Source organism: Streptomyces albidoflavus (assembly GCF_000719955.1).
Taxonomy (GTDB): Bacteria; Actinomycetota; Actinomycetes; order Streptomycetales; family Streptomycetaceae; genus Streptomyces; species Streptomyces albidoflavus.
Genome location: NZ_JOII01000023.1, coordinates 68579 through 91415 on the forward strand (window position 1 = coordinate 68579; position 22837 = coordinate 91415).

General features: G+C 74.1%; 24 protein-coding genes, 1 tRNA gene and 2 pseudogenes. 16 read left to right on the forward strand and 11 right to left on the reverse strand.

The genetic code is table 11. The features are described 5' to 3' along the window. The first annotated feature begins 117 nt into the window (after window positions 1–117). Genes IF45_RS0121995 through IF45_RS0122005 form a run of 3 tightly spaced genes read left to right on the forward strand, consistent with a single transcriptional unit; the run spans window position 118 to window position 5209 of the window. Window positions 118–1014, forward strand: coding sequence for an FAD binding domain-containing protein (locus IF45_RS0121995; protein WP_030309080.1), 897 nt, complete (start codon window positions 118–120; stop codon window positions 1012–1014). Next, window positions 1011–2915, forward strand: a complete 1905-nt coding sequence (locus tag IF45_RS0122000; protein WP_030309082.1) for a (2Fe-2S)-binding protein — start codon at window positions 1011–1013, stop codon at window positions 2913–2915. Before IF45_RS0121995 ends, IF45_RS0122000 begins: the two co-directional genes overlap by 4 nt. Then, the gene (locus IF45_RS0122005; RefSeq protein ID WP_008404581.1) at window positions 2912–5209 is read left to right on the forward strand and encodes a xanthine dehydrogenase family protein molybdopterin-binding subunit; all 2298 of its coding nucleotides are present in this window, start codon (window positions 2912–2914) and stop codon (window positions 5207–5209) included. Before IF45_RS0122000 ends, IF45_RS0122005 begins: the two co-directional genes overlap by 4 nt. Window positions 5210–5320: 111 nt before the next feature. On the opposite strand, the gene IF45_RS0122010 is transcribed toward IF45_RS0122005, so the two are convergent. Continuing rightward, window positions 5321–5392: transfer RNA gene (locus IF45_RS0122010), tRNA-Cys, on the reverse strand. A gap of 283 nt (window positions 5393–5675) precedes the next feature. Between IF45_RS0122010 and IF45_RS0122015 the strand changes: the two genes are divergently transcribed. Continuing rightward, on the forward strand, window positions 5676–7457 hold the full coding sequence (locus IF45_RS0122015) for a DEAD/DEAH box helicase (RefSeq protein ID WP_030309083.1): 1782 nt from the start codon (window positions 5676–5678) through the stop codon (window positions 7455–7457). Between the two features lie 147 nt (window positions 7458–7604). Here the strand turns inward: IF45_RS0122015 and IF45_RS0122020 are convergent, their stop codons facing one another. Continuing rightward, a complete protein-coding gene (locus tag IF45_RS0122020; RefSeq protein ID WP_030309085.1) occupies window positions 7605–8918 on the reverse strand; it encodes an MFS transporter in 1314 nt (437 codons plus the stop codon). A 180-nt stretch (window positions 8919–9098) separates the two neighbouring features. Here IF45_RS0122020 and IF45_RS0122025 point away from each other — a divergent pair, with 180 nt between their 5' ends. After that, window positions 9099–9641, forward strand: a complete 543-nt coding sequence (locus tag IF45_RS0122025; RefSeq protein ID WP_008404585.1) for a CGNR zinc finger domain-containing protein — start codon at window positions 9099–9101, stop codon at window positions 9639–9641. Between the two features lie 24 nt (window positions 9642–9665). Here IF45_RS0122025 and IF45_RS0122030 read toward each other — a convergent pair whose 3' ends face one another. From IF45_RS0122030 to IF45_RS33415, 5 genes are all read right to left on the reverse strand, one after another. Beyond that, entirely contained in the window at window positions 9666–10784 is a 1119-nt protein-coding gene (locus IF45_RS0122030) for a methyltransferase domain-containing protein (protein WP_051720721.1), read from the reverse strand. 59 nt (window positions 10785–10843) lie between these two features. Beyond that, a complete protein-coding gene (locus IF45_RS34020; RefSeq protein ID WP_015507185.1) occupies window positions 10844–10972 on the reverse strand; it encodes a hypothetical protein in 129 nt (42 codons plus the stop codon). Window positions 10973–11038: 66 nt separating this feature from the next. Then, entirely contained in the window at window positions 11039–11440 is a 402-nt protein-coding gene (locus tag IF45_RS0122040; protein WP_030309090.1) for a hypothetical protein, read from the reverse strand. After that, window positions 11437–11643, reverse strand: a complete 207-nt coding sequence (locus tag IF45_RS0122045; protein WP_008404596.1) for a hypothetical protein — start codon at window positions 11641–11643, stop codon at window positions 11437–11439. The genes IF45_RS0122040 and IF45_RS0122045 overlap by 4 nt, the downstream gene beginning before the upstream one ends. Next, window positions 11640–11810, reverse strand: a complete 171-nt coding sequence (locus tag IF45_RS33415; protein ID WP_165395704.1) for a hypothetical protein — start codon at window positions 11808–11810, stop codon at window positions 11640–11642. Before IF45_RS33415 ends, IF45_RS0122045 begins: the two co-directional genes overlap by 4 nt. A 104-nt stretch (window positions 11811–11914) precedes the next feature. Here IF45_RS33415 and IF45_RS0122055 point away from each other — a divergent pair, with 104 nt between their 5' ends. The 4 genes and pseudogenes from IF45_RS0122055 (at window position 11915) to IF45_RS32535 (ending at window position 14515) form a co-directional block, all read left to right on the forward strand. Beyond that, window positions 11915–12745 (forward strand): helix-turn-helix domain-containing protein, encoded by an 831-nt coding sequence (locus IF45_RS0122055; RefSeq protein ID WP_008404599.1) that lies wholly within the window; start codon window positions 11915–11917, stop codon window positions 12743–12745. After that, window positions 12742–12951, forward strand: a complete 210-nt coding sequence (locus tag IF45_RS0122060) for a DUF397 domain-containing protein (RefSeq protein WP_008404601.1) — start codon at window positions 12742–12744, stop codon at window positions 12949–12951. The genes IF45_RS0122055 and IF45_RS0122060 overlap by 4 nt, the downstream gene beginning before the upstream one ends. Before the next feature lie 125 nt (window positions 12952–13076). Further along, window positions 13077–13595, forward strand: coding sequence for a DinB family protein (locus IF45_RS0122065; RefSeq protein WP_003950527.1), 519 nt, complete (start codon window positions 13077–13079; stop codon window positions 13593–13595). A gap of 45 nt (window positions 13596–13640) precedes the next feature. Further along, window positions 13641–14515, forward strand: a pseudogene (locus IF45_RS32535) (IS5 family transposase). 9 nt (window positions 14516–14524) lie between these two features. Here IF45_RS32535 and IF45_RS0122075 read toward each other — a convergent pair. Continuing rightward, a complete protein-coding gene (locus IF45_RS0122075) occupies window positions 14525–14986 on the reverse strand; it encodes a GNAT family N-acetyltransferase (RefSeq protein WP_037638370.1) in 462 nt (153 codons plus the stop codon). Between the two features lie 334 nt (window positions 14987–15320). Here IF45_RS0122075 and IF45_RS0122080 point away from each other — a divergent pair, with 334 nt between their 5' ends. After that, window positions 15321–15833, forward strand: coding sequence for a hypothetical protein (locus IF45_RS0122080; protein ID WP_242534280.1), 513 nt, complete (start codon window positions 15321–15323; stop codon window positions 15831–15833). On the opposite strand, the pseudogene IF45_RS32540 reads toward IF45_RS0122080, so the two are convergent. Next, window positions 15809–16177 (reverse strand): annotated as a pseudogene (locus IF45_RS32540) (helix-turn-helix domain-containing protein); the annotation flags it as partial. The gene IF45_RS0122080 and the pseudogene IF45_RS32540 sit on opposite strands and share 25 nt — an antisense overlap. Window positions 16178–16211: 34 nt before the next feature. Here IF45_RS32540 and IF45_RS0122090 point away from each other — a divergent pair. The 6 genes from IF45_RS0122090 (at window position 16212) to IF45_RS0122115 (ending at window position 20485) form a co-directional block, all read left to right on the forward strand. After that, the gene (locus tag IF45_RS0122090) at window positions 16212–16526 is read left to right on the forward strand and encodes a hypothetical protein (protein WP_003950532.1); all 315 of its coding nucleotides are present in this window, start codon (window positions 16212–16214) and stop codon (window positions 16524–16526) included. 217 nt (window positions 16527–16743) lie between these two features. Then, window positions 16744–17385 (forward strand): IclR family transcriptional regulator, encoded by a 642-nt coding sequence (locus tag IF45_RS0122095; protein ID WP_003950533.1) that lies wholly within the window; start codon window positions 16744–16746, stop codon window positions 17383–17385. A gap of 18 nt (window positions 17386–17403) precedes the next feature. Further along, on the forward strand, window positions 17404–18225 hold the full coding sequence (locus tag IF45_RS0122100) for an ATP-binding cassette domain-containing protein (protein ID WP_030309096.1): 822 nt from the start codon (window positions 17404–17406) through the stop codon (window positions 18223–18225). Then, entirely contained in the window at window positions 18222–18878 is a 657-nt protein-coding gene (locus tag IF45_RS0122105) for a hypothetical protein (protein ID WP_030309098.1), read from the forward strand. The genes IF45_RS0122100 and IF45_RS0122105 overlap by 4 nt, the downstream gene beginning before the upstream one ends. A 58-nt stretch (window positions 18879–18936) precedes the next feature. After that, complete coding sequence (locus IF45_RS0122110) at window positions 18937–19677, forward strand: MBL fold metallo-hydrolase (RefSeq protein WP_234344647.1); 741 nt, start codon at window positions 18937–18939, stop codon at window positions 19675–19677. Between the two features lie 10 nt (window positions 19678–19687). Beyond that, a complete protein-coding gene (locus IF45_RS0122115; protein WP_030309102.1) occupies window positions 19688–20485 on the forward strand; it encodes a S16 family serine protease in 798 nt (265 codons plus the stop codon). A 37-nt stretch (window positions 20486–20522) separates the two neighbouring features. On the opposite strand, the gene IF45_RS0122120 is transcribed toward IF45_RS0122115, so the two are convergent. Both IF45_RS0122120 and IF45_RS0122125 read right to left on the reverse strand, forming a co-directional pair. Beyond that, window positions 20523–21422 (reverse strand): aminoglycoside phosphotransferase family protein, encoded by a 900-nt coding sequence (locus tag IF45_RS0122120; RefSeq protein WP_030309103.1) that lies wholly within the window; start codon window positions 21420–21422, stop codon window positions 20523–20525. Next, the gene (locus IF45_RS0122125) at window positions 21419–22732 is read right to left on the reverse strand and encodes an MFS transporter (RefSeq protein WP_008404621.1); all 1314 of its coding nucleotides are present in this window, start codon (window positions 22730–22732) and stop codon (window positions 21419–21421) included. Before IF45_RS0122125 ends, IF45_RS0122120 begins: the two co-directional genes overlap by 4 nt. Window positions 22733–22837 lie beyond the last annotated feature (105 nt).

Sequence of the window (22837 nt, forward strand, 5' to 3'; positions counted from 1 at the left end):
GACCCCCGCTCCGAGGCAACGGCAAGATGTGCCAGAGTTGCCACGTCCCGCCTGTGAGGACGTACCGTACGGCGCAACAGCCGGGACCAGGCGGGGTGACGGAAGGGGCAGCCGGTTTTGACCACGCACGCACCGCAGGCGGCAGCGTCGGTGACGCTGCCCGCCTCCCTGGACGAGGCCGTGGCCGCGCTCGCCGCCACGCCCGCCGCCGTCCCCGTCGCGGGCGGCACCGACCTCATGACCTCGGTCAACGCCGGGCAGCTGCGCCCCACCGCTCTCGTCGGCCTCGGCCGGGTCCGCGAGATCCGGGGCTGGCAGTACCTCGACGGGCACGCCCTGCTCGGCGCCGGACTGACCCACGCCCGCATGGGCCGCCCCGACTTCGCCGCGCTCATCCCGGCGCTGGCCGCCGCCGCCCGCGCCGCGGGGCCCCCGCAGATCCGCAACGCCGGGACGCTCGGCGGCAACATCGCCACCGCCGCCCCCTCCGGCGACACCCTGCCCGTCCTCGCCGCCCTGGAGGCCACCCTCGTCGTGGCCTCGCCCGGCGGCGGGCGCCGCGAGGTCTCCGTCTCCCATCTGCTGGCGGGCATGGACATGTTGCGCGGCGGTGAACTCATCGGCTGGGTCCGGGTCCCGCTGCTCCACGCCCCGCAGGTCTTCCTCAAGGCCACCGGCCGCACCGGCCCCGGCCGCGCCACCGCCTCCGTCGCCCTGGTCGTCGACCCGGCCCGGCGCGAGGTGCGGTGCGCCATCGGCGCCATCGCCCCGATGCCGCTGCGGCCCCTGGAGGCGGAACGCTGGGCCGCCTCCCTCATCGACTGGGACGGCGAACGGGGCCTGCCGCAGGAGGCCCTGACCGCCTTCGGGACGTACGTGGCCACGGCCTGTGTGCCGGACCCGGAGGTCCCGGCCGACGGCGGCGAGCCGCCGAAGCTGCCGCCCGCCGTACTGCACCTGCGGCGCACCGTCGCCGCGCTGGCCCGACGAGCACTGGGAAGAGCGCTGTCATGACCGACGACGAGCGGGGCGAGGGGACCGGAGCGGCCCGCGGCACCTCCCTGAGCTGGGGCGCCATCCCCCACCAGGGCGGCGAGGAGTACGACGACGGGGCGACCGCCTTCGTCCAGCTCCCCGAGGGCATCGCCGACATCCCTCTCGCCGCCCCCGGCCAGGGGTACGTGCCCCCGATCACCGTCACCCCCGCCACCGGCCCCGCCGACCCGGCCGCCACCGGCGTCTGGTCCATCCCGGGCGCCGTCGCGGGCGGCGCCCCCGCGCCCGACCCGTACGCGCAGCAGGCCGGGCACGGGCCCGACCCGTACGGCACGCTGCCGCCGCAGGACGTGCCCGAGGCCGCGCCCGGCCAGGTCGTCGCCGACGTCTACCCGGACGGCGCGCAGGTCCCCGGCGCCGACGGCTACCGGCAGCCCCCGGCCGACGCCTTCGCCGCCACCGACGCCTTCGGCGACACCCGCCCCCTGACCATCCCGCCCGGGCTCTCCCCCGACGGCCCCCGGCCCGACCTCGGCGCCGCCTTCGGGGGCGCCGAGCGCGCCGGGCAGCCGCACGGCCGGCCCGGCATCCCCGGCCAGCAGCAGGGGCCCGGCTCCGCCGGCCAGGACGCCACCGGGCACTGGGACTTCACCGCCGCCCTCGGCGAGAGCGCCCCGCCCGCGCAGGGCGGGACCGGCCAGTGGGCGGTGCCGCTCGCCCCGGAGGACGTGCCCGAGGAGTCCGGCGAGTACCCGCTCTCCGAGGCCGCCCCGCGGACCGGCGCCTGGGCCACCGCCCCGACCCACCAGGCCCCCGCCACGCTCCCCGGCGGGGCGACGGCGCCCTGGGCCGGAGAGGCGGAGGCGACCGCCCCGGAACCGGCACCGGAGGCAGCACCCGAGGCGAGCGCCGAGGAGGCCCCCGGGGAGGCTCAGAGCGCCCCCGACGGCCCCGAAGCGGAAGAGCAGGCGGAATCCGCCCCGGAAGCCGACAGCGCCCCGGAGACGGCCGACGCGCCCGCACCCGAGCCCGAGGCGGAAGCCGAAACGGAAGCTGAGGCGGAGGGCGCGGGCGAGGAGCCCGGCGGCGCCGTGGAGGCGGCCGGCGAGGAGGCTCCCGAGGCCGGCGGGCTCCACGACGAGCGGCCGGTCGTCTCGTACACGCTGAACGTCAACGGCATCGACCGGCCCGTCACCGAGGCGTGGATCGGCGAGTCGCTGCTGCACGTGCTGCGGGAGCGGCTCGGGCTCGCCGGGGCCAAGGACGGCTGCTCGCAGGGCGAGTGCGGGGCCTGCGCGGTCCGCGTCGACGGGCGCGTCGTCGCCTCCTGCCTGGTGCCCGCCGCCACCACCGAGGGCAGCGACATCCACACCGTCGAGGGGCTCGGCGCCGCCGAGGACGGCGGCCCCGGCGAACCCTCCGACGTGCAGCGCGCGCTGGCCCGCCACTGCGCCGTGCAGTGCGGTTTCTGCATCCCCGGCATGGCGATGACCATCCACGACCTGCTGGAAGGCAACCCCCGCCCCACCGACCTGGAGACCCGCCAGGCGCTCTCCGGCAACCTCTGCCGCTGCTCCGGCTACCGCGCCATCCTGGAGTCGGTCCGCGACGTCGTCGGCGAACGCGAGGCGTCCGCCGAGGCCGCCGCCGACGTCGCCGCCCACGACGACGCGAGCGCCGAGGCCGAGGACGGCGAGCCCGCCGGGGCGGACCAGGCCGAGGTGGCCATCCCGCACCAGGCGGGACCCGCCGACGGCGAGGCCCCCGGCCACCCGTACGGCGCCCTGCCCGACGGCTACGACGGCCTGCCGCAGCCCCCGCCCTCGTACGACACCGGCGGCTACCCGCCCCACCACGGCCAGGACGGCTACGGGTACGACGAGCAGGGCCCGCACGAGCAGCACGGAGGCCAGGCGTGAGCCACGACACCGCCACCGGTATCCCCGCCCAGGCCGACGCCGAGGCGGCCCCGCACGGGCTCGGGGTCTCGCTGCCGCTCGCCGAGGCCCGCGCCAAGACCGAGGGCACCTTCCCGTACGCCGCCGACCTGTGGGCCGAGGGGCTGCTCTGGGCCGCCGTGCTGCGCTCGCCGCACGCGCACGCCCGGGTGGTCTCGATCGACACCCGGCAGGCCGCCGGGATGCCCGGCGTCCACGCGATCGTCACCCACGAGGACGTGCCCGGCGAGGGGCTGCACGGCCGCTACGGCGCCGACCGGCCCGTCTTCGCCTCCGAGGTCGTCCGCCACCACGGCGAACCGCTCGCCGCCGTCGCCGCCGACCACCCGGACACCGCCCGGATGGCCGCCGCCGCGATCATGGTCGAGTACGAGGTGCTCCCGGCCCAGACCGATCCCGAGGAAGCCTTCACCGCCGAACCGCTCCACCCCGACGGCAACGTGGTCCGCCACATCCCGCTGCGCCACGGCGACCAGGAGGCCACCGGCGAGACGGTGGTCGAGGGCGTCTACCGCATCGGCCGCCAGGACCCCGCCCCCGTCGGCGCCGAGGCCGGCCTCGCCGTGCCCCGCCCGGACGGCGGCGTCGAGCTGTACGCCGCCTCCACCGACCCGCACGCCGACCGCGACCGGGCCGCCGCCGTCTACGGGCTCGACCCGGAGCGGGTCAAGGTCGTCGTCACCGGCGTCCCCGGGGCCACCGCCGACCGCGAGGACCCCGGCTTCCTGCTGCCGCTCGGCCTGCTCGCGATGCGCACCGGCTGCCCGGTCAAACTGGCCGCCACCCGCGAGGAGTCGTTCCTCGGCCACGCCCACCGCCACCCCACCCTGCTCCGCTACCGCCACCACGCCGACGCCGAGGGCAGGCTGGTCCGGGTCGAGGCGCAGATCCTGATGGACTGCGGCGCGTACACCGACTCCTCCCGCGAGTCGCTGGCCGCCGCCGTCGCCTTCGCCTGCGGCCCGTACGTCGTCCCGCACGCCACCATCGACGGCTGGGCGGTGCGCACCAACAACCCGCCCGCCGGGCACGTGCGCGGCGAGGGCGCCCTCCAGGTCTGCGCGGCGTACGAGGCGCAGATGGACAAGCTCGCCAAGAAGCTCGGCCTGGAGCCGGCCGAGGTCCGGGCGCGTAACGTGCTGGCCACCGGTGACGTGCTGCCCACCGGCCAGACCGTGACCTGCCCCGCGCCGGTCGCCGAACTCCTCCAGGCCGTCCAGGACTTCCCGCTGCCCGCGCTCCCCAAGGACACCCCCGAGGAGGAGTGGCTGCTGCCCGGCGGCCCCGAGGGCGCCGGCGAGCCCGGTGCCGTGCGGCGCGGCGTCGGCTACGGGCTGGGCATGGTCCACATGCTCGGGGCCGAGGGCGCCGACGAGGTCTCCACCGCCACCGTCCGCGTCCAGGACGGCCGGGCCACCGTCATCTGCGCCGCCGTCGAGACCGGGCAGGGGTTCACCACGCTGGCCCGGCAGATCGTCCAGGAGACCCTTGGGATCGACGAGGTGGCCGTCGCCCCCGTCGACACCGACCAGCCGCCCGCCGGGCCCTCCTGCCACAGCCGCCACACCTGGGTCTCCGCCGGAGCCGTCGAGCGCGCCGCCAAGATGGTCCGTACGCAGCTGCTCCAGCCGCTGGCCCACCAGTTCGGCATGTCCACCGAACTCCTCCAGATCACCGACGGCAAGATCACCTCCTACGACGGGGTGCTCTCCACCACCGTCACCGAGGCGATGGACGGCAAGGAACTCTGGGCCACCGCCCAGTGCCGCCCGCACCCCACCGAGCCGCTGGACGGCGCCGGGCAGGGGGACGCCTTCGTCGGCCTGGTCTTCTGCGCCGTGCGGGCCGTGGTCGACGTGGACGTGGAGATCGGCTCGGTCCGGGTGGTCGAGCTGGCCGTCGCCCAGGACGTCGGCCGGGTCCTCAACCCCGCCCAGATCGCCGCCCGTATCGAGGCCGGGCTCACCCAGGGCCTCGGCGCCGCCCTCACCGAGAACCTGCGCGCGCCCCAGGGCGTCCTGCGCCACCCCGACCTCACCGGGTACGCCCTGCCGACCGCGCTGGACGCCCCCGACATCCGGATCGTCCGCCTGGTCGAGGAGCGGGACGTGGTCGCGCCGTTCGGCGCCAAGGCCGCCAGCGCCGTGCCGGTCGTCACCGCCCCGGCCGCCGTCGCCTCCGCCGTCCGCGCCGCCTCCGGCCGCCCTGTCAACCGCCTGCCGATCCGCCCGCAGGCGGCGGTGGCCCAGAGCTGAGAGAGGTACGGGGGCCCGGATTCCGGGTCCCCGCACGGCCTCCCCGCACACCTCGACGGCCCCGCCCCCTTCTCCTGGGGCGGGGCCGTCGACGGGTGGCGGCCGGGACCGAGACCGTGGCGGGATTCGAACCCGCGTTCCTCGCTTTGCAGACGAGTCCCTGAGCCTCTCGGGCACACGGTCCTGACCGGGGAAATCTGGGGGATCTCCCCGGCGCACTCACGACGTTAGGCCCGTGCGGCAGGCGGCCTCAAGCGATCGGGCGGCCACGCAACGCGACTGCCACACTGCCGACACAACCGCGCCCCGGCCCGGCCGCGCCCGCATCGCTGTGACCCCTGTCGCATCGTCCGGCGCTCCCGGTTCGGCGGACGGGAGAGGGGCCGCGCACGGGTAGGGTGGCCCGGTTGTCGTACGTGGGCCGGGGCGCGACCCGGCCCGAGCCGAGAGCACCGAATCGGAGACCGTGACTACTTCCGCCTCCCATCACCTCTCACCCGCCTTCCCCGGACGGGCCCCCTGGGGTACCGCCGGAAAGCTGCGGGCCTGGCAGCAGGCCGCGATGGACAAGTACATCCAGGAGCAGCCGCGCGACTTCCTCGCGGTCGCCACGCCGGGCGCCGGGAAGACCACCTTCGCGCTCACCCTGGCCTCCTGGATGCTGCACCACCACGTCGTGCAGCAGGTCACGGTGGTCGCCCCGACCGAGCACCTGAAGAAGCAGTGGGCCGAGGCCGCCGCCCGGATAGGCATCAAGCTGGACCCGGAGTACAGCGCCGGGCCGCTCAGCAAGGAGTACCAGGGCGTCGCCGTCACCTACGCCGGTGTGGGCGTCCGGCCGATGCTCCACCGCAACCGGGTCGAGCAGCGCAAGACCCTCGTCATCCTCGACGAGATCCACCACGCCGGTGACTCGAAGTCCTGGGGCGAGGCGTGCCTGGAGGCGTTCGAGCCGGCCACCCGCCGGCTCGCCCTCACCGGCACCCCGTTCCGCTCGGACACCAACCCGATCCCCTTCGTCACGTACGAGGAGGGCAACGACGGCATCCGCCGCTCCGCCGCCGACTACACGTACGGCTACGGCAGCGCGCTCGGCGACGGCGTCGTCCGCCCCGTGATCTTCCTCAGCTACAGCGGGCAGATGCGGTGGCGCACCAAGGCGGGCGACGAGATCGCCGCCCGGCTCGGCGAACCGATGACCAAGGACGCCGTCTCGCAGGCCTGGCGCACCGCGCTCGACCCGCGCGGCGACTGGATGCCCAACGTGCTGCGCGCCGCCGACCAGCGGCTGACCGAGGTCCGCAAGGCCATCCCCGACGCGGGGGCGCTGGTCATCGCCACCGACCAGGACCAGGCCCGCGCCTACGCCAAGCTGATCCGCGAGATCACCGGGAACAAGGCGACCCTCGTCCTCTCCGACGACTCGGGCGCCTCGCAGCGCATCGACGACTTCAGCAAGAGCGACGACCGGTGGATGGTGGCCGTCCGGATGGTCTCCGAGGGCGTCGACGTGCCGCGCCTGGCCGTCGGCGTCTACGCCACCACCATCTCCACCCCGCTCTTCTTCGCGCAGGCCGTCGGGCGTTTCGTGCGGTCCCGGCGGCGCGGCGAGACCGCCTCGGTCTTCCTGCCGACCGTCCCCATGCTGCTCGGCTTCGCCAACGAGATGGAGGTCGAGCGCGACCACGTCCTCGACAAGCCGAAGAAGGACGGCGAGGAGGACCCGTACGCCGAGTCCGAGAAGGAGATGGACGAGGCCAACAAGGAGCAGGACGAGGACACCGGGGAGCAGGAGCAGTTCTCCTTCGAAGCCCTGGAGTCCGAGGCCGTCTTCGACCGGGTCCTCTTCGACGGCGCCGAGTTCGGCATGCAGGCCCACCCCGGTTCCGAGGAGGAGCAGGACTACCTCGGCATCCCCGGGCTCCTCGAACCCGACCAGGTTCAGCTGCTCCTCCAGAAGCGGCAGGCCCGGCAGATCGCGCACAGCCGCAAGAAGCCCGACAGCGAGGCCGACCTGCTCGAACTGCCCGCCGAGCGCCGGCCCGTCGTCTCCCACAAGGAGCTGCTGGAACTGCGTAAGCAGCTCAACACGCTGGTGGGGGCGTACGTCCACCAGACCGGGAAGCCGCACGGGGTCATCCACAACGAGCTGCGGCGGGCGTGCGGGGGGCCGCCCAGCGCGGAGGCCACTGCTGGGCAGATCCGGCAGCGGATCGACAAAGTGCGGGAATGGGCGACGCGGGGCTGACCTTTTACGGGGTGCCCTGTGCGGGGCTCGGCCTTTCGGCTCGGCCCTGCGGGCCTTGCGGAGGGGTGGCCTCAAACGCCGGCCGGGCTTGAACGGGCCTCAGGCGCCGGCCGGGCTGAGTCTGGTCGGTTGATGGCGACCGGGCGGTCAGGGCGCGCTCGTGCCTGTCAGGTCCGCCGCCTTCACCCGGCGGAGGAACGGGATCACGGTCGTCAGGGCCAGGACGGAGATGACCGCGAACACCGTTCGCGTGCCCAGGAGTTCGGCCAGGAGGCCCGCTGCCGCCGTGCCGATCGGGAGGGCGCCGTAGCAGAGCAGGCGGGAGGCGGCGGTGTAGCGGCCGAGGAGGGCGTCGGGGACCTTGTGCTGGGTGAGGGTGCGGCTGTTGACGGCCCAGAGGGTGCCGCCCATGCCGCCGAGGAAGGCGCCGGCGGCGACCGCCCAGAGGCTGGTGGTGAGGGCCGGCAGGGCGGTCATGGCGCAGGTGCCCAGGAGGTCGGCGAGCATCGCGCGGCGCGGGCCGAGGAGGCGGTTGACCCAGGTCACGGTGGCCGCGCCGACGAGGCCGCCGATGCCGAGGCCGCTGAGGAGGAAGCCGTACTCGCCGGGGCCCAGGCCCATCGCCTGGTGGGCGTGGAGCGGCATGAGGGCGAGCCAGGCGCCCCAGACGGCGTTGAGGGCGGCGGCGGTCAGGGAGAGGGTGCGCAGGACGGGGTCCCGCCACAGGAGGCGGAGCCCTTCGGCGATGCGGGTGTTGACCGGGACCGCGGGCGTGCCCGGGGCGGGGGCGGCGGGGCGGAAGCGGCCGGCCAGGAGGACGAGGAGGAGGGCGGCCGCCGCGTAGGTGACGCCGATCGCGCCGAGGGCCAGGCCGGTACCGGCGGCGAGCAGCAGCCCTCCGACGAAGGGGCCCGCGAACTCCTGGCCGACCGTCTCGGCCCCGACCATCCAGGCGTTGACGCGGGGCCGGTGTTCGCGGGTCACCGCCGCCGGGACCAGGGCGGAGCCGGCCGTCGCGGCCAGCACGTCGGCGACGCCGAGCACGGCCCCGGCGGCCAGGAGCCGGCCGAGGGTGAGATGGCCGGTGACGGCGGCGGCGAACAGGCCGCCCATCGCGGCTACCCGGGCGGCGCCCGCGAGCCAGAGCAGCATCCGCCGGTCGAAGCGGTCGACGACGACGCCGATGTGCAGGGCGGTGAGCAGCCAGGGCAGCGTCAGGGCGAGTGAGGCCGTGGTGACGAGGGCGGGGGAGTCGGTGAGGCGGACCGCGAGGAGGGGGAGCGCCAGCCGCATCACGCCGTCGGCGAGGTTGGTGACGGCGGTGAAGCCGACCAGCACGGCGCCGTTGCGGCGGGAGGGGTCGGGTGGCGGTACGGGCCGCCGGTCGCCGTGCGCCTCCGGTCCCTCCGGTTCCGACGGCTTCTTCGGTTCTGTCCGCCCCGGTGTGCTCGTGATGGTCATCCTGGCCGCCCCCTTGGCTCCGACGCTCGTCGGCTCTGCTCACCGTCTATCGCGTTAGCTGGTGAGTGGACGATGGCACGGGGGCGCCCGGCTCCGCAACCGGTAAAACGGTTAGCCGGTAGTGTGGGTGGGAGTGCGGGACGATGGGGGACGCGGAACGGCGATCGGAAGGCGCAGGTCATGCTCGCAACGCCCGCCCTGGCGGCACTGGTGGAGGCGTTCGCCAACACCCTCGACGTGGACGAGGTGACGGACGCCCTCGCCACCCCGGAGGAACTCGCCGCCTGGCTCCGCGAGTACGAGGAGCTCGACGCCCCGGACGCGATCTCGCCCGAGGCCCACCGCGACTACCTGGCGCTCCGCGCCGGTCTCCGCGAGGAGATGGGGGCCCGGGTCGGCGACGTCCCCGACCCCGCCCTGCTGGCGGCGGCCGACGAGGCACTGGCCGCACACCCCGTCGCCGTCTCGGTCACCGGCGCACTACGACCCGCCCCGGGAACCCCGGCGGACCGCCTGCCCCTGACCCGGCTGGCGATCGCCTGGAGCAGCCTGGTCGCCACGGGGGACGCCGCCCGCCTCAAGCGGTGCGCGGAGCACACCTGCGCCTGGGTCTTCTGGGACGTCTCGAAGAACCGCAGCCGCCGCTGGTGCTCCATGCAGGTCTGCGGCAACCGCAACAAGTCCCGTACGTACGCGGCACGGAGGCGGGGGCAGGGGGGTTGACCCGGCAGGCTCCTGGGGGGGGGATCAGACCTCCCAGGAGTCGGCAGGGTCGTCCAGCCAGGCCGACTGCGCCGCCTCGGTCAGGGTCAGCCCGAAGCGCTCATGGCCCGGCCGGCCCCGCTCCTCCCACCAGGCGAGCGCCGCCTCGGCCTCGTCCCACAACCGGCGCGGGCCGGACTGCCAGACGCGGGCCGTGTCGCCGTCGCGGAACATCGCGCACGCCCAGGAACGGTCGCTGAGCCCGTAGAACCACACCGGCCGGGCGCCGTCGCGCTTCTCGGCGGCCACGTTCACACAGGCGGGGACGCGCAGCCCCAGCGCGAACCGCCCGGCTCCGAATCGGTCCCCGGTGAACGCCTCCTCCGCCGCCATGGACGTGGTCTCCTCACCGACGGCCACCGTGTCCGGCACGTACGCGCGGTGCTCCACGGGTGGCAGCCGCTGGGACCGGAGTTTCATGAACTCCACCGGCCCGGCGAAGGTCCCCGACGCGCTGCGCCCGTCCTCGGCGACGACCAGCCGGGCGATCGCGTCCGCGTTGCTGTAGTGCGTCCCCCAGGGGGCCACGATGACGGCGCCGGGCCGGGCCTGGCGCACCCAGGCGAAGGGGAGCGACCGGAGCCCGCACGTCGCGACGATCCGGTCGTAGGGCGCACCCTCCGGGAAGCCCCGGAACCCGTCGCCGTGCACCACGCGCACCGGCGCCCCGGACGCACGCAGGGCCCGCCGGGCCCGCTCGGCCACGGCGCCGTCCACCTCCACGGTGACGACGTTCCCGGCGCCGGTCCGGTGTGCGAGCAGGGCGGCGTTCCACCCGGTCCCCGTGCCGATCTCCAGCACGCGCTGCCCCGCGCGCACGTCCAGCGCGCGCAGCATCCGGAACACCACGCTGGGCATGGACGCCGACGAGGTCGACACCTGACCCGGCTCCGTACCCCGGTGCCGTCCGTCGTCCCACTGGGTGACGATCGGCACGTCGGCGTCGGCGTACGCGAGCCAGGACTCCGGATCGCCGGACCGTGAGACGGGGACGCTGCGGGCCGCCTCCATGGCGAAGGGCCACATCAGCTCGGGCAGGAACGCCGAGCGCGGCACCTCGGTGAAGGCGGGCAACCAGTCGGGCGTGAGGGCCCCGCCGGCCATGAGGGCACGCCCCAGCCCGGTGTGGCTGGGGCGTCCCTGTTGTACGTGGTCGGCCACGGTCACGCGGCCTTCTTGGGCGGGTTCGGCACGCCCGGACCGCCGTCCGGGCTCGGCGGCTGGTGCGGTCCGGGGTAGGGCTCGCCGGGCAGGCCGTCGTCGCCGCCACTCGCGTGCAGGTCGGTCTTCATGCTTCTCCTTGTGTGTGGGGTGTTGCGTGTTGTGTGTGTTTACGAGCCTCGCCGGGCCGGCGACCGTCACATCGACGACCGGGCGAAGTGGGAGGGGCGCGCCGTCGTGAAGAGGGGGCGTGCGGTGAGCCGGTACCAGGCCGGGCCCTCACGGGCGGTGAAGCAGTACGGGTAGCCGGTCGCGAGGCGGTCGGTGACGTCCTCGGCATACGTCAGGTCGGCTGCCCAGAAACGGAGTTGGGAGGGCGCGTGCTCCGCTCCGGGTGGTGCAGGGCGCAGGGCGCCGGCCGGGAGATGGGTGGTGCGCGGGTCAGGGTCGAGGGCGTCGGCGAGGCGATGGGCCTGGCGGCGGAGCCAGCGGAGGGCGAGGCGGCGGGTCGGGGCGAGGGTTCCCCCGAGGAAGACGCTCCGGGCGCCACTCCCGCCGTGCGCGTCTGCCAGGTACTCGACGTGCTCGACGCCGGTCACGACTGCCCCCGCGCCCACCGGCGTAAGCGGTTCTCCTCGTTCATCCGGGTGCGGAGTTCGCGCAGGAGGGCGGAGTCTTCGGCATCGTCCTTGTCCGGTTCGAGGCCGGGTCCCGGGGAGTGGCGCGGGCACGCGCAGGGCGGGTAGCGGAGCGGATTGAACTCCGGCGGCCCCTGTGCGGGCGCCGGCTCCTCGCCGGTCACCCCTCCTCCTGGGGTGCCGTGCACGTGCCGCTCTGCTGGTGACGCTTGAGGAGAACGCGACAGTCGGTGCCCCTGCTGTAGTCACGTTCCCCGTTGGCCACCGCTTCGGCGAGCGCGAACTCCTGGCAGGTGTGGCAAGGGGCCGGACGCTCGGGTTCCACAGGCATGAATGCTCCTCTCTGTAGCCATTTCGCTACCGGGAGCGCACAGCTTGGCCTATCGTTCAGAGCGTCATCAACTGACGCAAAACGGCAGACGAGTTGGGTGCACCATGGTCAACCGTAGAGAGCTGGACCCCGAGCGGTCGCCGAGCGCGGCCTTCGGCGTGCTTCTCCGCAGGCTGCGCGACGAACGCGGCTGGACCCAGGATCAACTGGGCGAACACGTGGGCTGCTCGGGAGCCCACATCTCGGCGCTGGAAATTGGTCGACGTCCACCAACCCAGCGGCTCGCGGCAAGGTGTGACCAGGCGCTGGGTGCGCGTGGGCGCCTGGTGAGCCAGAGTCAGGCGGTCCGGCACACGGCGCTCATCGAGGGCTTTCCGCAGTACATCGGGTACGAAGAACGAGCCATGGAGGTGCGGTTGTACGAGGTCGGGGTGATACCCGGCTTGCTCCAGACTCAGGAGTACGCTTCGGCGCTCGGTGACAGTGCCGTGAGGCGAGGTGTGGTCACGAGGGATCAGGCCGACGAACGCGTCGCGCTCATCGCCCGTCGGCAAGCCTGCATAGCTCGGGTACCGCCGCCGCTGATCTTCGTCGTGCTGGATGAGAGTTGCCTACGCCGTCCCATCGGTGACGCAGCTCTGATGGACGCCCAGTTCAACCGGCTTATCGAGTTCGCCGAGATGCCGAACACGGTCCTCCAGGTGGCCCCGTTCGACATCGGAGTCCGGCGTCCCATGACACTGCCGGTGACGTTGCTCACGATGCCTGACCGCTCGGTCATGTCGTATGCCGAGTCCGCCAACAGGGGCCATCTTGAACGAGATAGTGACTCAGTCCTGCCTCTTCTGACGGACTACCATCAGCTTCAGGCCGAGGCCCTGACGCGAGCGGCGTCCGTGGCCATGATCAGCCAGTTACGAAAGGGCACATCGTGACGAGTGAATCCCCCCGTTGGTTCAAGTCCTCGTACAGCGAGAACGGCGGCCAGTGCGTCGAGGTGGCCACCAACCTCGTCGCCACGGACGGCCTGGTTCCCGTCCGTGACTCCAAGGATCTGGCCGGGCCGGTGCTCGGCTTCCCCGCTGTCGCGTTCGCGTCCTTCGTGGGCGGGGTCAAGGACGGTGCGTTTCGGGCCGTCTGATCGGTTCGGTGGAGGTCCCGCCGGCGCACCGGCAAGGTGCGTGGCGGGGCCTCTTCGTGTGCTCGGGGCGTGCCGGTGCGATTATTCGCTCGCCGCAGAGCACCCCGTAGGCCAGACTCCACGCGATGACGACTCAACGAACCGACACCCCCGCCGCCTGGGACGAACGTACCCAGCTCACCACCTTCCTCGACTACGCGCGGGCCACCGCGGTCGCCAAGTGTGAGGGGGTGTCGGCCGAGGGCGCGGTGAAGGCGCCGTTGCCCGGCTCGCCGCTCATGACGCTCTGTGGGCTGATCAGCCATCTGCGGTGGGTCGAGTACTACTGGCTGGAGGAGGTGTTCCTCGACGGGGAGGAGGCCGGGCCGCTGGTCCATGCCACCGAGGAGGACCCCGACCCCGAGATGCGGACGGCGGTGGAGGTGCCGTTGCCGCAGCTGGTCGCGGAGTACGAGGAACAGAGCTCGCGGTTCCGGGAGCTCGTGGCCGGGCACAGCCTGGACGCGAAGGCGAAGCGGCCCATCCGGGACGGGCGGCACGTCGATCTGCGCTGGATTCTGCTCCACCTCGTCGAGGAGACCTCCCGGCACAACGGGCACCTGGACGTGGTGCGGGAACTGGTCGACGGGCGGGTGGGCTCCTAGGGCGTGTATCGAAAGTGGATCTTGACCGTGGGATGATCTTGTTTCGTGGCACGTGGAGACCTGACGGACGCCCAATGGGCGGCGCTGGCACCGCTGTTGCCGAAGGGTGAAAAGCCCGGACGACCTGCGACGTGGGCCAGACGGCAGCTGATCGACGGCATACGGTTCCGGGTCCGCACCGGCATCCCGTGGCGGGACCTGCCCGCCGAGTACGGGCCATGGGGCCGGGCGTACGACCTGTTCCGGCGCTGGCAACGGGATGGCACCTGGCATCGGATCTTCACCGACCTGCAGGCACGGGCGGACGCGCAAGAGCTGATCACCTGGGACATCAACGTCGACTCCACGGTGGGCCGGGCCCACCAGCACGCCGCCGGGGCGAGGAAAAGGGGAGCTTCAGAAGGAGCCGCCCGGCGGCGTCGCCGTCGAGCCGGACGACCACGGGCTCGGGCGCTCGCGCGGCGGCCTGGCCACCAAGCTGCACTTGGCCGTCGAACAGGGCCAGAAGCCCATGTCCATCGTGATCACGGCCGGGCAGGGGGGGCGATTCCCCGCAGTTCGAGCCCGTCCTGAACAAGATCCGTGTCCCGCGTCTTGGGCCGGGCAGGCCGCGCACCCGGCCCGATCGCGTGCGGGCCGACAAGGCGTACGCCTCCCGGAAGAACCGCGCTTACCTGCGGCGGCGCGGGATCCGCTGCACCATTCCGGACAAGGCAGACCAGGCCGGCAACCGCAAGAAACGCGGTTCGCACGGCGGCCGGCCGCCGAAGTTCGACCCACAGGACTACAAGGCTCGGCACGCGGTCGAGTGCGGCATCAATCGCCTCAAAAGGCACCGGGCCGTGGCCACGAGGTACGACAAGCTCGCGGTCCGCTACGAGGCGACCGTCCTCGTCGCGGCCATCAACGAGTGGCTGTGACTGACCACGTCACGATGGCGCTGCGTAACAGCGGATGGCCACCGTCTGGTGCGGACTCCACTGCTGGTCGACTGTGGCCATCAACTCCCAGCCCAGCCGCTCGTACAGGGCTGCCGCCGCGGCATCGGATGCGACGACGTCGAGCACCGGATGCAGGCCATGACGCCGCGCTTCCTCCACTGCCCGGCCGATCAGCAGTCCACCGATCCGATGTCCCCTCGCCTGCGGGGCGACGAACAGTCTGCTGACCACGGCGGTCATACCCCGCGTCGCCCCGTTCCGCTCGCTCCACAACATCGGGGCCAGATCGCCCTCGCCGCCTTGAGACAAACTGACATGCCCGACCAGGCCGCCTTCGAGTTCGGCAACCCAGGAGCCCAGCAGGGGAACGCGTGACAGCCACTCGCCGGGCCGATCCGGCCAGTTCACCGGATAGCCGTCGCGCGCATGGACCTCCGCCAGGACCCGCACGCACTCCTCCACATCGCCATCAGCCCTCTGCCGGACCCAGCGGCTCGGCCTCTCATCCGGCACCCCGGAGCACTCGATGTTCACTCCGGCATAGAAACACAGGCCACAGAGTCACAACCAGCCACTTTCGATACACCCCTAGTGCTGTGCCCGCGAACGTTCACCGGGTTGGTCGCGATGTCCTCGATCGCTGGACGGTTGAATGGCCCAGACCGTCCGGCGATCGAGTCCTTCTCGGGTCTCCCTCAGCGGGTGCACCTTCATCCGCAGGGCGGATACGGTCCGCCGTAGCGGATGAAGCGTGGCCGCCATGCCCAGGGCCAGCATGTACGTCATGACGACAGCGACCGCTCCTCTCCTCGCCTCCGCACCTGCGCCTGTCTGGGCTCGCCGCGTCGCCCACGCCATCGCTCTGTGCGCCGTCCCGTCCGGCCTGTGGCGCATCGCCATGGCATCCGGTGTCCATGTGGGCTACAGCGACCAGGTGCTGCGTGATGTCTTCGACATCCCAGGCTGGGGCATCGCATACGTCGTCGGCCTCTCCGTCCTCGCTGAGTTGGCCGCTATGTTTCCGCTGCTGCTCGTCAACGACCGGTGGAGGCCGCTGCACCCCAGGGTCCTCGCTCCGCTCGCCTGGACCGCCTCGGGCGTCCTGGTTCTGGTGGCACTGTGGCAACTCGTGGTCGCTTTCACCGTCGAGAGCCAGACGTACATGTCGAGCGGTACGGCACAGGCCGTCTGGGGGGTCGCCTTCGCCCCGCTGTTCGCCATCCCGGCCCTGATGACCGCGGTGACTTGGTCGTACACAAAGCGGCACCGGGCACGTCCCTGGACGCGGCGCAGGTAGGCGGCGGGTTTGCGGATCGACCAACGGGCCAAGGGCTGACCGGGCTTGGCGGGTGGGTGGTGGCCGTCGCCACGACGAAGTCCTCGTCATCAGGCTTGAGCAGGCGGGGACGGCCTCCCGCCCACCGTGGGTCCAAGCAGGCCAGACCGATCTCATTGAACCGGTGGATCACCTCCCGCATCGTGTCCTCGTCGGCCTGGACCAGCTGCGCGATCACCGGTACGCGGTTCCCGCCGGCGTACGCCGGCAGCATCATCGCCCGCCGGTAGCGCACCGAGCCCGGTACTGCCTCGGCGCACGATCTGCTGCAGCTTCTGCCCTTCCTGATCGGTCAGTCCGCGCACCCCGGCCCCGGCTGCCGCCGCCGGGAGTGCGCCCGTGCAGCGGGTCACCGAGGAGGAACTGCACAGGCATCCGCCCGGTTCCTCGCTCCGGGTGCGTGGGCCGCGACAGCTCAGCGCCGCCGCCTTCAGGCGCCCGGACCGTGACCCTCAGGCGGTCCAGCACAACGAGATGCTGGAGGACATGGGGCGCGCGGACCCGCAGGCCCGGCCCTGCTGGGACGGGCAGAACGCGCGGGACCACGTGCTGCTGGCCGCGACCTCGGCGCTCGGCCACGAGCGGCCTGCGGCGATCCGGCCTTCGCCGGCGGCCGGGGACACCGAGGGCAAACCGGGGCGCACTCCCCGGTGATCGCCCGGATTCTGGACGGACCCTTCCGCTGAGCGGGACCGCTCGCTACATTCCCGGCAACGTACACGCCCCGTGGCAGCGTCGCCGCGGAGCGCAGCCGGTGCCTTGCGCTCGGCGGCCTCTGACGCGCGTCGCCGCTGGGACCGGCGCCGCCGCCCCACCCGGATGCCGCCGCACCTCACCACTGCCGCACCCTCACACCTAAGGAGTGGGCGTCGTGACCGCGGAGACTTCTCAGACGCTCGACCGGGGCCTCAGGGTCCTCAAGCTGCTCGCCGACACCGACCACGGCCTGACCGTCACCGAGCTGTCCAACAAGCTCGGCGTCAATCGCACGGTGGTCTACCGACTGCTGGCCACCCTCGAACAACACGCCCTCGTCAGACGCGACCTGGGCGGCCGGGCCCGGGTCGGGCTCGGGGTGCTGCGGCTCGGCCGCCAGGTCCACCCGCTGGTGCGCGAGGCGGCACTGCCCGCCCTGCGGTCGCTCGCCGAGGACATCGGCGCCACCGCCCACCTCACCCTGGTCGACGGCGCCGAGGCGCTGGCGGTCGCGGTGGTCGAGCCGACCTGGACCGACTACCACGTCGCCTACCGCACCGGCTTCCGGCACGCCCTCGACCGGGGCGCGGCCGGCCGGGCCATACTCGCCGTCCGCCAGAACGAGCTGCCGGACCCCGGCTACACCCTCACCCAGGGCGAACTGGAGGCTGGGGCCTGCGGCGCCGCCGCCCCGCTGCTCGGGCTGACCGGGATCGAGGGCAGCGTCGGCGTGGTCATGCTGTCCGACGCCGTACCCGAGCGGGTCGGCCCCCGGGTCGTGGACGCGGCCCGCGAGGTCGCCGACGCGCTGCGCTGAGCGGGGAAAGGGCTGCGGGTGCGGCTGGAAGGGGTCGGCAAGCGGTACGGCCTGCGGGGCGGCTGGGTGCTCCGGGGCGTGGACGTCGCGTGCCGGGCGGGGGAGACCGTCGCCGTCGTGGGCCGCAACGGCTCGGGCAAGTCGACGCTGCTGAGGCTCGCGGCCGGGCTCACCCGCCCCACCCGGGGCACGGTCACGGGACGGCCGCGCGTGGTCGGGTACGTACCGGACCGCTTCCCGCCCGCCGGGCGGATGTCCGCCACCGCCTACCTGACCCACCTCGGCCGGGTCCGCGGACTGGGCACGGCACGGTCGGCCGCCCGCGCCGGCGAACTGCTGGACCGGCTGGCGCTCTCCGGCGACCGTGACGCGCCGCTCGCCACCCTCTCCAAGGGCAACGCGCAGAAGGTCGCCGTCGCCCAGGCCCTCCTCGTCCCGCCCGGCCTCCTGGTGCTCGACGAACCGTGGTCCGGCCTGGACGCCTCCGCCCACGAGGTCCTCGCCGGACTGCTCGCCGAGGTGGCCGCGAGCGGCGGGACGGTGCTCTTCACCGACCACCGCGAGTCGGTCGCCCGCACCCATGCCACCCGGAGCCTGCACGTGGCCGACGGGCGGGTCACGCCGTACGGGGAGAGCCGACCCCGCGACCTGGTGGACGTCCTCCTGGCCTGGCGGGGCTCCGGCCCCCGGCCCCCGGCGGCGCTTCCGGGCGTACGCGCCGAGCCCGGCCCGGACGGGGAACTCGCCCTGCGGGTCCCCCGGGAAGACGCCGACGCCCTGCTCCTCGCCGCCCTGCGCGAGGGCTGGTCGGTCGCCCGGGTGACGGAGGCCGCCCGGTGATCGCCCTCGTCCGCTGCACGGCCGCCACCCTGCTGCACAGCCAGCGTTACCTGGCCCCCGTCCTGCTCTTCACCGGCGTCCTCACCGTGCTGACCGTCAACGGGAGAGGCTCCCTCCCCTCCGCCTACGCCTCCTCGGCCGGAGCCCTCTTCCTCTGCGCGACCTGGCTGACCGTGGTGGTGACCGGCCTGGACGACCCGGCACGGCGGGCGATCCTCGCGGTGAGCGCGGGCGGGGCGTGGAAGGTGCTGCTCGCCTCCGTCGCCACGGCGCTGGCCTGCTGCACCGCCCTGATGGTGCCGGGCCTGCTGCTGCCGCTGTGGACCGGCTCGTACGAGGTGACGCCGGCGGGCCTGCTGGTCGGCGCGGCGGCGCAGGCCACGGCGGCGCTCGCCGGGTGCGCCGTCGGTGTGCTCTGCTCCCCGCAGGTGCTGCCCCGGCCCGGGTACGCCCCGGCCGCCGCCCTCGGTCTCGTCCTGGCCGCTCTGTTCACGCAGGGCCTGCCGCCCGTCAACCGGCTCCTGCACCTCCTCTCGGCGGACACCGGCCCGGCGTCTCTACTGGCCCCTGTAGGCGGGCAGTTGGCCGTCGCGGCCCTGCTGCTCGCGGTGGCCACCGGCGTGGCCCACCAGGTAGGGGCGCGGCGGGGTTAGTGGCCCTCGTGCCGTCTGCCACTGCCTGCTCCTCGAGACGGAGGCCGACGGGCTGGTCCTGGTCGACTCCGGTCTCGGCACCGCGGACCGGCACGATCCGGAGGGGCGCCTGGGCGCGGAGTGGGTGGCGTACGCCCAGCCCGCCCGGGACCCGGAGGAGAGCGCCCTGCGGCAGATCGTGCGGCTCGGCCTCGACCCCCGCGACGTGCGGCACCTCGTCCTCACCCACCTGCACCGGGACCACACCGGCGGACTGCCCGACTTCCCGGGCGCGCGGGTCCATGTGCACCCCGCCGAGTACCGCGCCGTCACCGACCCCGCCGACCCGCACCACCGGCACAGCCTGGACCGTTTCCTGCCGGCGCACCGGGCGCACGGCCCGCTGCTGACACCCGCTGTGGCGGACGGGAGCGCGGAATGGTTCGGCTTCCCGGGGGCGGCGCGGGTGGCGGGACTCGCCGGCGAGGTGCTGCTGGTGCCGCTGCCCGGCCACTCGGCGGGGCACGCGGGCGTCGCCGTCCGCGACGGGGCCGGCCGGTGGCTCCTGCACGCGGGCGACGCGTACCTGTACCACGGCGAGATCGAGCGGACCCCGCCGTCGGCCCACCCCGCCTTCGCCCCGGTCCAGCAGGGGGCCCAGACCGACGCCGGGGCCGTCCGGGCCACGCGCGACCGGCTGCGCGCCCTGCGCCGCGACCACGGGGACCGGGTCACCGTCTTCAGCGCGCACGACCCCTGGGAGTGGGCCCGCCTCACGACGCCCACGCCCCTGCCCGCGCCCGCGCACCCGGGCGACTAGATTGGGGCGCGTGTTCTCCAAGCTCGCCGCTCTTCCGCGCCCCCGTGCCCTCGCGATCTGCGCCGCGCCCGCGGTGGCGCTGCTGGCGGTGACCGCGCTCGCGCCGCTGCCGTTCGCGGTGGCGCAGCCGGGGATGACCGCCGACGTGCTCGGTTCCCGGGACGGGACCGAGGTCATCACGATCAAGGGCGAGGAGCCCCGGAAGACCACCGGGGAACTGCGGATGACCACGATCGAGGCGACCGGGCCGCAGACCCCGGTGCGGATCGGGCAGGTGGTGGACGGCTGGTTCCGCACCGACCAGGCGGTGATGCCGGTGGACGCGGTCTACCCGAGCGGGGACACCCCGAAGGAGATCCAGCAGTACAACCGGGACCAGATGGTCCAGTCGCAGAACGTCGCCGTCGAGGCGGCCCTGAAGCAGCTCGGCCGCGAGCCCGGCAGTGTCGACGTGCGGCTGGAGCTGGCCGACGTGGGCGGGCCCAGTGCCGGGCTGCTCTTCTCGCTCGGCATCGTCGACAAGCTGGACGGGGACGGCAGCGGCGGCGACCTGACCGGCGGCCGCTCCATCGCGGGCACCGGCACCATCACCGCCGACGGCCAGGTCGGCGCGGTCGGCGGCGTCTCGCTGAAGACCCGCGCCGCCTCCCGCGACGGCGCCACCGTCTTCCTCGTCCCGAAGGCCGAGTGCGGGGACGCGCAGGCCGAGCTGCCCTCCGGGATGCGGCTCATCCCGGTCACCACGCTGAACGGTGCGATCGACTCGCTGCGGGCACTGGAGCACGGCGGCAAGGTCCCGGCCTGCTGACGGCCCGGGTACGGGTGTGGGCACGGGCCCAGGCCCGTCAGCGCTCCGCCAGCACCTCGCGGAGGACGTGGCGCGCGTTGGCGGCCATCGCCTCGTTCCGGCCGCGCCGGTAGTACGGCAGGGCGATCACGGCCTGGGAGAGGGTCCGGGCCCGGCCGCGCAGCCAGGTCGCCTCGTCCACGCCGAGGGCCTCGCGGAAGACCGGGCGGGCCTCGGCCGGGAGCAGGTTCCAGGCGGGGAACAGGTCACAGGCCGGGTCGCCCGCGCCCAGGCAGCCGAAGTCGATGACGCCGCTCAGCCGCCCGGCGCCGTCCACCAGGAGGTTGCCGGGCATCAGGTCGGCGTGGAGCCACACCGGAGGGCCGGAGGGGCCGGGCAGGCTCTGCGCCTCGTCCCAGAGGGCGGTCAGGGCGTCCGCGTCCACGCCCTCCTCCGGGTTCCGGCCCAGCACCGCCAGCGCCTTCCGGGTCTCCGCGTCCAGCGCCGCAAGCGGCCCGCCCCGGTGCGCGACCGGGGCGCCCGGCAGGCCGACGGCGCGCATCGCCCGCACGAACTCCGCCAAGTCCTCGGCCAGCGCGCGGGGTTGAGCTACGGCGCCCGCCTCCGGGTTCCGCCCGGGCAGCCAGCGCCCGACCGACCACGGCCACGGGTACCCCTCGTCCGGCTCCCCGGTGCCCACCACCTCGGGCACGGGGCAGGGCAGCAGGGGCGCGAGCCGGGGCAGCCACTCCCGTTCCAGCGGGACGTCGCCGGCCCCGCCCTCGGTGAGCGGCAGCCGGACGGCCAGCTCCCCGCCCAGCCGGAACATCGCGTTCACCGTCCCGCCGGACGGGAACCGCTCGACCGGCAGCCCGGCCCACTCGGGGAACTGGGCGGCCACGAGCCGCCGTACGAGGGCTTCGTCGACCAGGGGGAGGGTGGGGGGAGGGGTGCTCATGGGGCACCATCCGACCGTGCGGGGGCGGGGGTGTCCACCGGTTTCCGTTCCGTGGTGGCGGGTCCGGGGCCCGTGCGGTCCATGGTGCGCCACACCGGGAAGACCAGCGGGCCGAGGGTGGCGAGGAAGTAGCCGGTGCCGACGACGAGGAAGGCGGTGCGCAGGCCGAGGTGGTCGGTGATCAGGCCGGCGAAGAGGCCGCCGAGCGGGGTGGTGAGGAGGACGGCGGCGGTGGTGGCACCGAGGACGCGGGTGCGCAGCCGCTCGGGGACGATCTCGAAGGTCACCGTGGAGAGGATCGGGTTGAGGGCGCCCGCGCCGAGCCCGGTCAGCGGCAGCAGCACGGCGAGCGGGAGGGCGGTGTCGGTGAAGGCGGCGGTGACGAACCGGGGCGCGCCGATCAGCAGGAAACAGACGGTGAAGACCGGCCACCGGGGCAGCCGGTGCCCGAACGCCGCGTAGAGGAACGTCCCCGTCAGCGCGCCCGCGCCCCACAGCGCCGAGAGCATGCCGAGCTGGGTGGCGCCGCCGAGGTGGGTGGCGGCGTGGGAGGGGAGCAGCACGGCGGACCAGCCCTGGTCGAGGCCGTTGGTCATCATGACCATGGCGCAGATCGCCAGGAGGAGTGGCGTACGCGCCAAGTAGCGGTACCCCTCGGCGAGTTCGGCCCGGTACGAGCCGTTGCGGGCGGTCCGGGGGAGGGGCCGCGCCTCGGGTACGTCCCGGAAGCCGTACGCCATCAGCAGGGCGGAGGCGGCGAAGGTGGCCGCGTCCAGGACGAGGACCGAGGTCGGGCCCAGCACCGCGATGAGGACACCGCCGAGGGCCGCGCCCAGCATCCTCGCGCCCCGGGAGACCCCGTCGTAGAGGCTGGCGGCGCGGGTCATCGGGGTGTGCGCGCGGGCCGCGAGGGCCGGGAGGAGGGAGCTGCGGGAGGTCTCGCCGGGGGCGTGGAAGAGGCCGCTGGTCCCCATCAGGGCGCAGAGCAGCCAGAAGGGGAGCGCGTCCAGGTGGTGCAGGAGCGGGACGGCGCCGACCGCGAGGGCGCAGACCAGGTCGGAGAGGACGCTGGCCCGGCGCCGGCCGATCCGGTCGATCAGCGGACCGCCGAAGAGGGCGGAGACGATGACGGGGAGTGTCGCGCAGAGGGCGACCACCCCGGCCCGGGTCGCCGAGCCGGTGGTCTGGAGGACGAACCAGGGGACGCCGATCAGGGTGAGGGCGTTGCCGGTGATGGAGACGGTGTTGGCGGCGAGGGTGAGGGCGAGCGGGCGGCGGTCGCGTGGGGGAGCGAGGGCGTCGGCGGTCACCGGAGGGCGGGGCGTGCGGCCGGTGGTATCGCGAGGCGCAGGCCGAGGGTGACCAGCGCCCAGCCGAGGCGGGCGCGCGGGGTGGCGGGCGGGTCGCAGGGGGAC

Excerpts from the sequence above, each read along its gene's own strand:
- IF45_RS0122000 (WP_030309082.1), top strand. The coding sequence starts at position 1,011 with ATGACCGACGACGAGCGGGGCGAGGGGACCGGAGCGGCCCGCGGCACC.
- IF45_RS0122020 (WP_030309085.1), bottom strand. The coding sequence starts at position 8,918 with ATGACCATCACGAGCACACCGGGGCGGACAGAACCGAAGAAGCCGTCG.
- IF45_RS0122025 (WP_008404585.1), top strand. The coding sequence starts at position 9,099 with ATGCTCGCAACGCCCGCCCTGGCGGCACTGGTGGAGGCGTTCGCCAAC.
- IF45_RS0122030 (WP_051720721.1), bottom strand. The coding sequence starts at position 10,784 with ATGGCCGGCGGGGCCCTCACGCCCGACTGGTTGCCCGCCTTCACCGAG.
- IF45_RS34020 (WP_015507185.1), bottom strand. The coding sequence starts at position 10,972 with ATGAAGACCGACCTGCACGCGAGTGGCGGCGACGACGGCCTGCCCGGC.
- IF45_RS33415 (WP_165395704.1), bottom strand. The coding sequence starts at position 11,810 with ATGCCTGTGGAACCCGAGCGTCCGGCCCCTTGCCACACCTGCCAGGAG.
- IF45_RS0122055 (WP_008404599.1), top strand. The coding sequence starts at position 11,915 with ATGGTCAACCGTAGAGAGCTGGACCCCGAGCGGTCGCCGAGCGCGGCC.
- IF45_RS0122065 (WP_003950527.1), top strand. The coding sequence starts at position 13,077 with ATGACGACTCAACGAACCGACACCCCCGCCGCCTGGGACGAACGTACC.
- IF45_RS0122080 (WP_242534280.1), top strand. The coding sequence starts at position 15,321 with ATGACGACAGCGACCGCTCCTCTCCTCGCCTCCGCACCTGCGCCTGTC.
- IF45_RS0122120 (WP_030309103.1), bottom strand. The coding sequence starts at position 21,422 with ATGAGCACCCCTCCCCCCACCCTCCCCCTGGTCGACGAAGCCCTCGTA.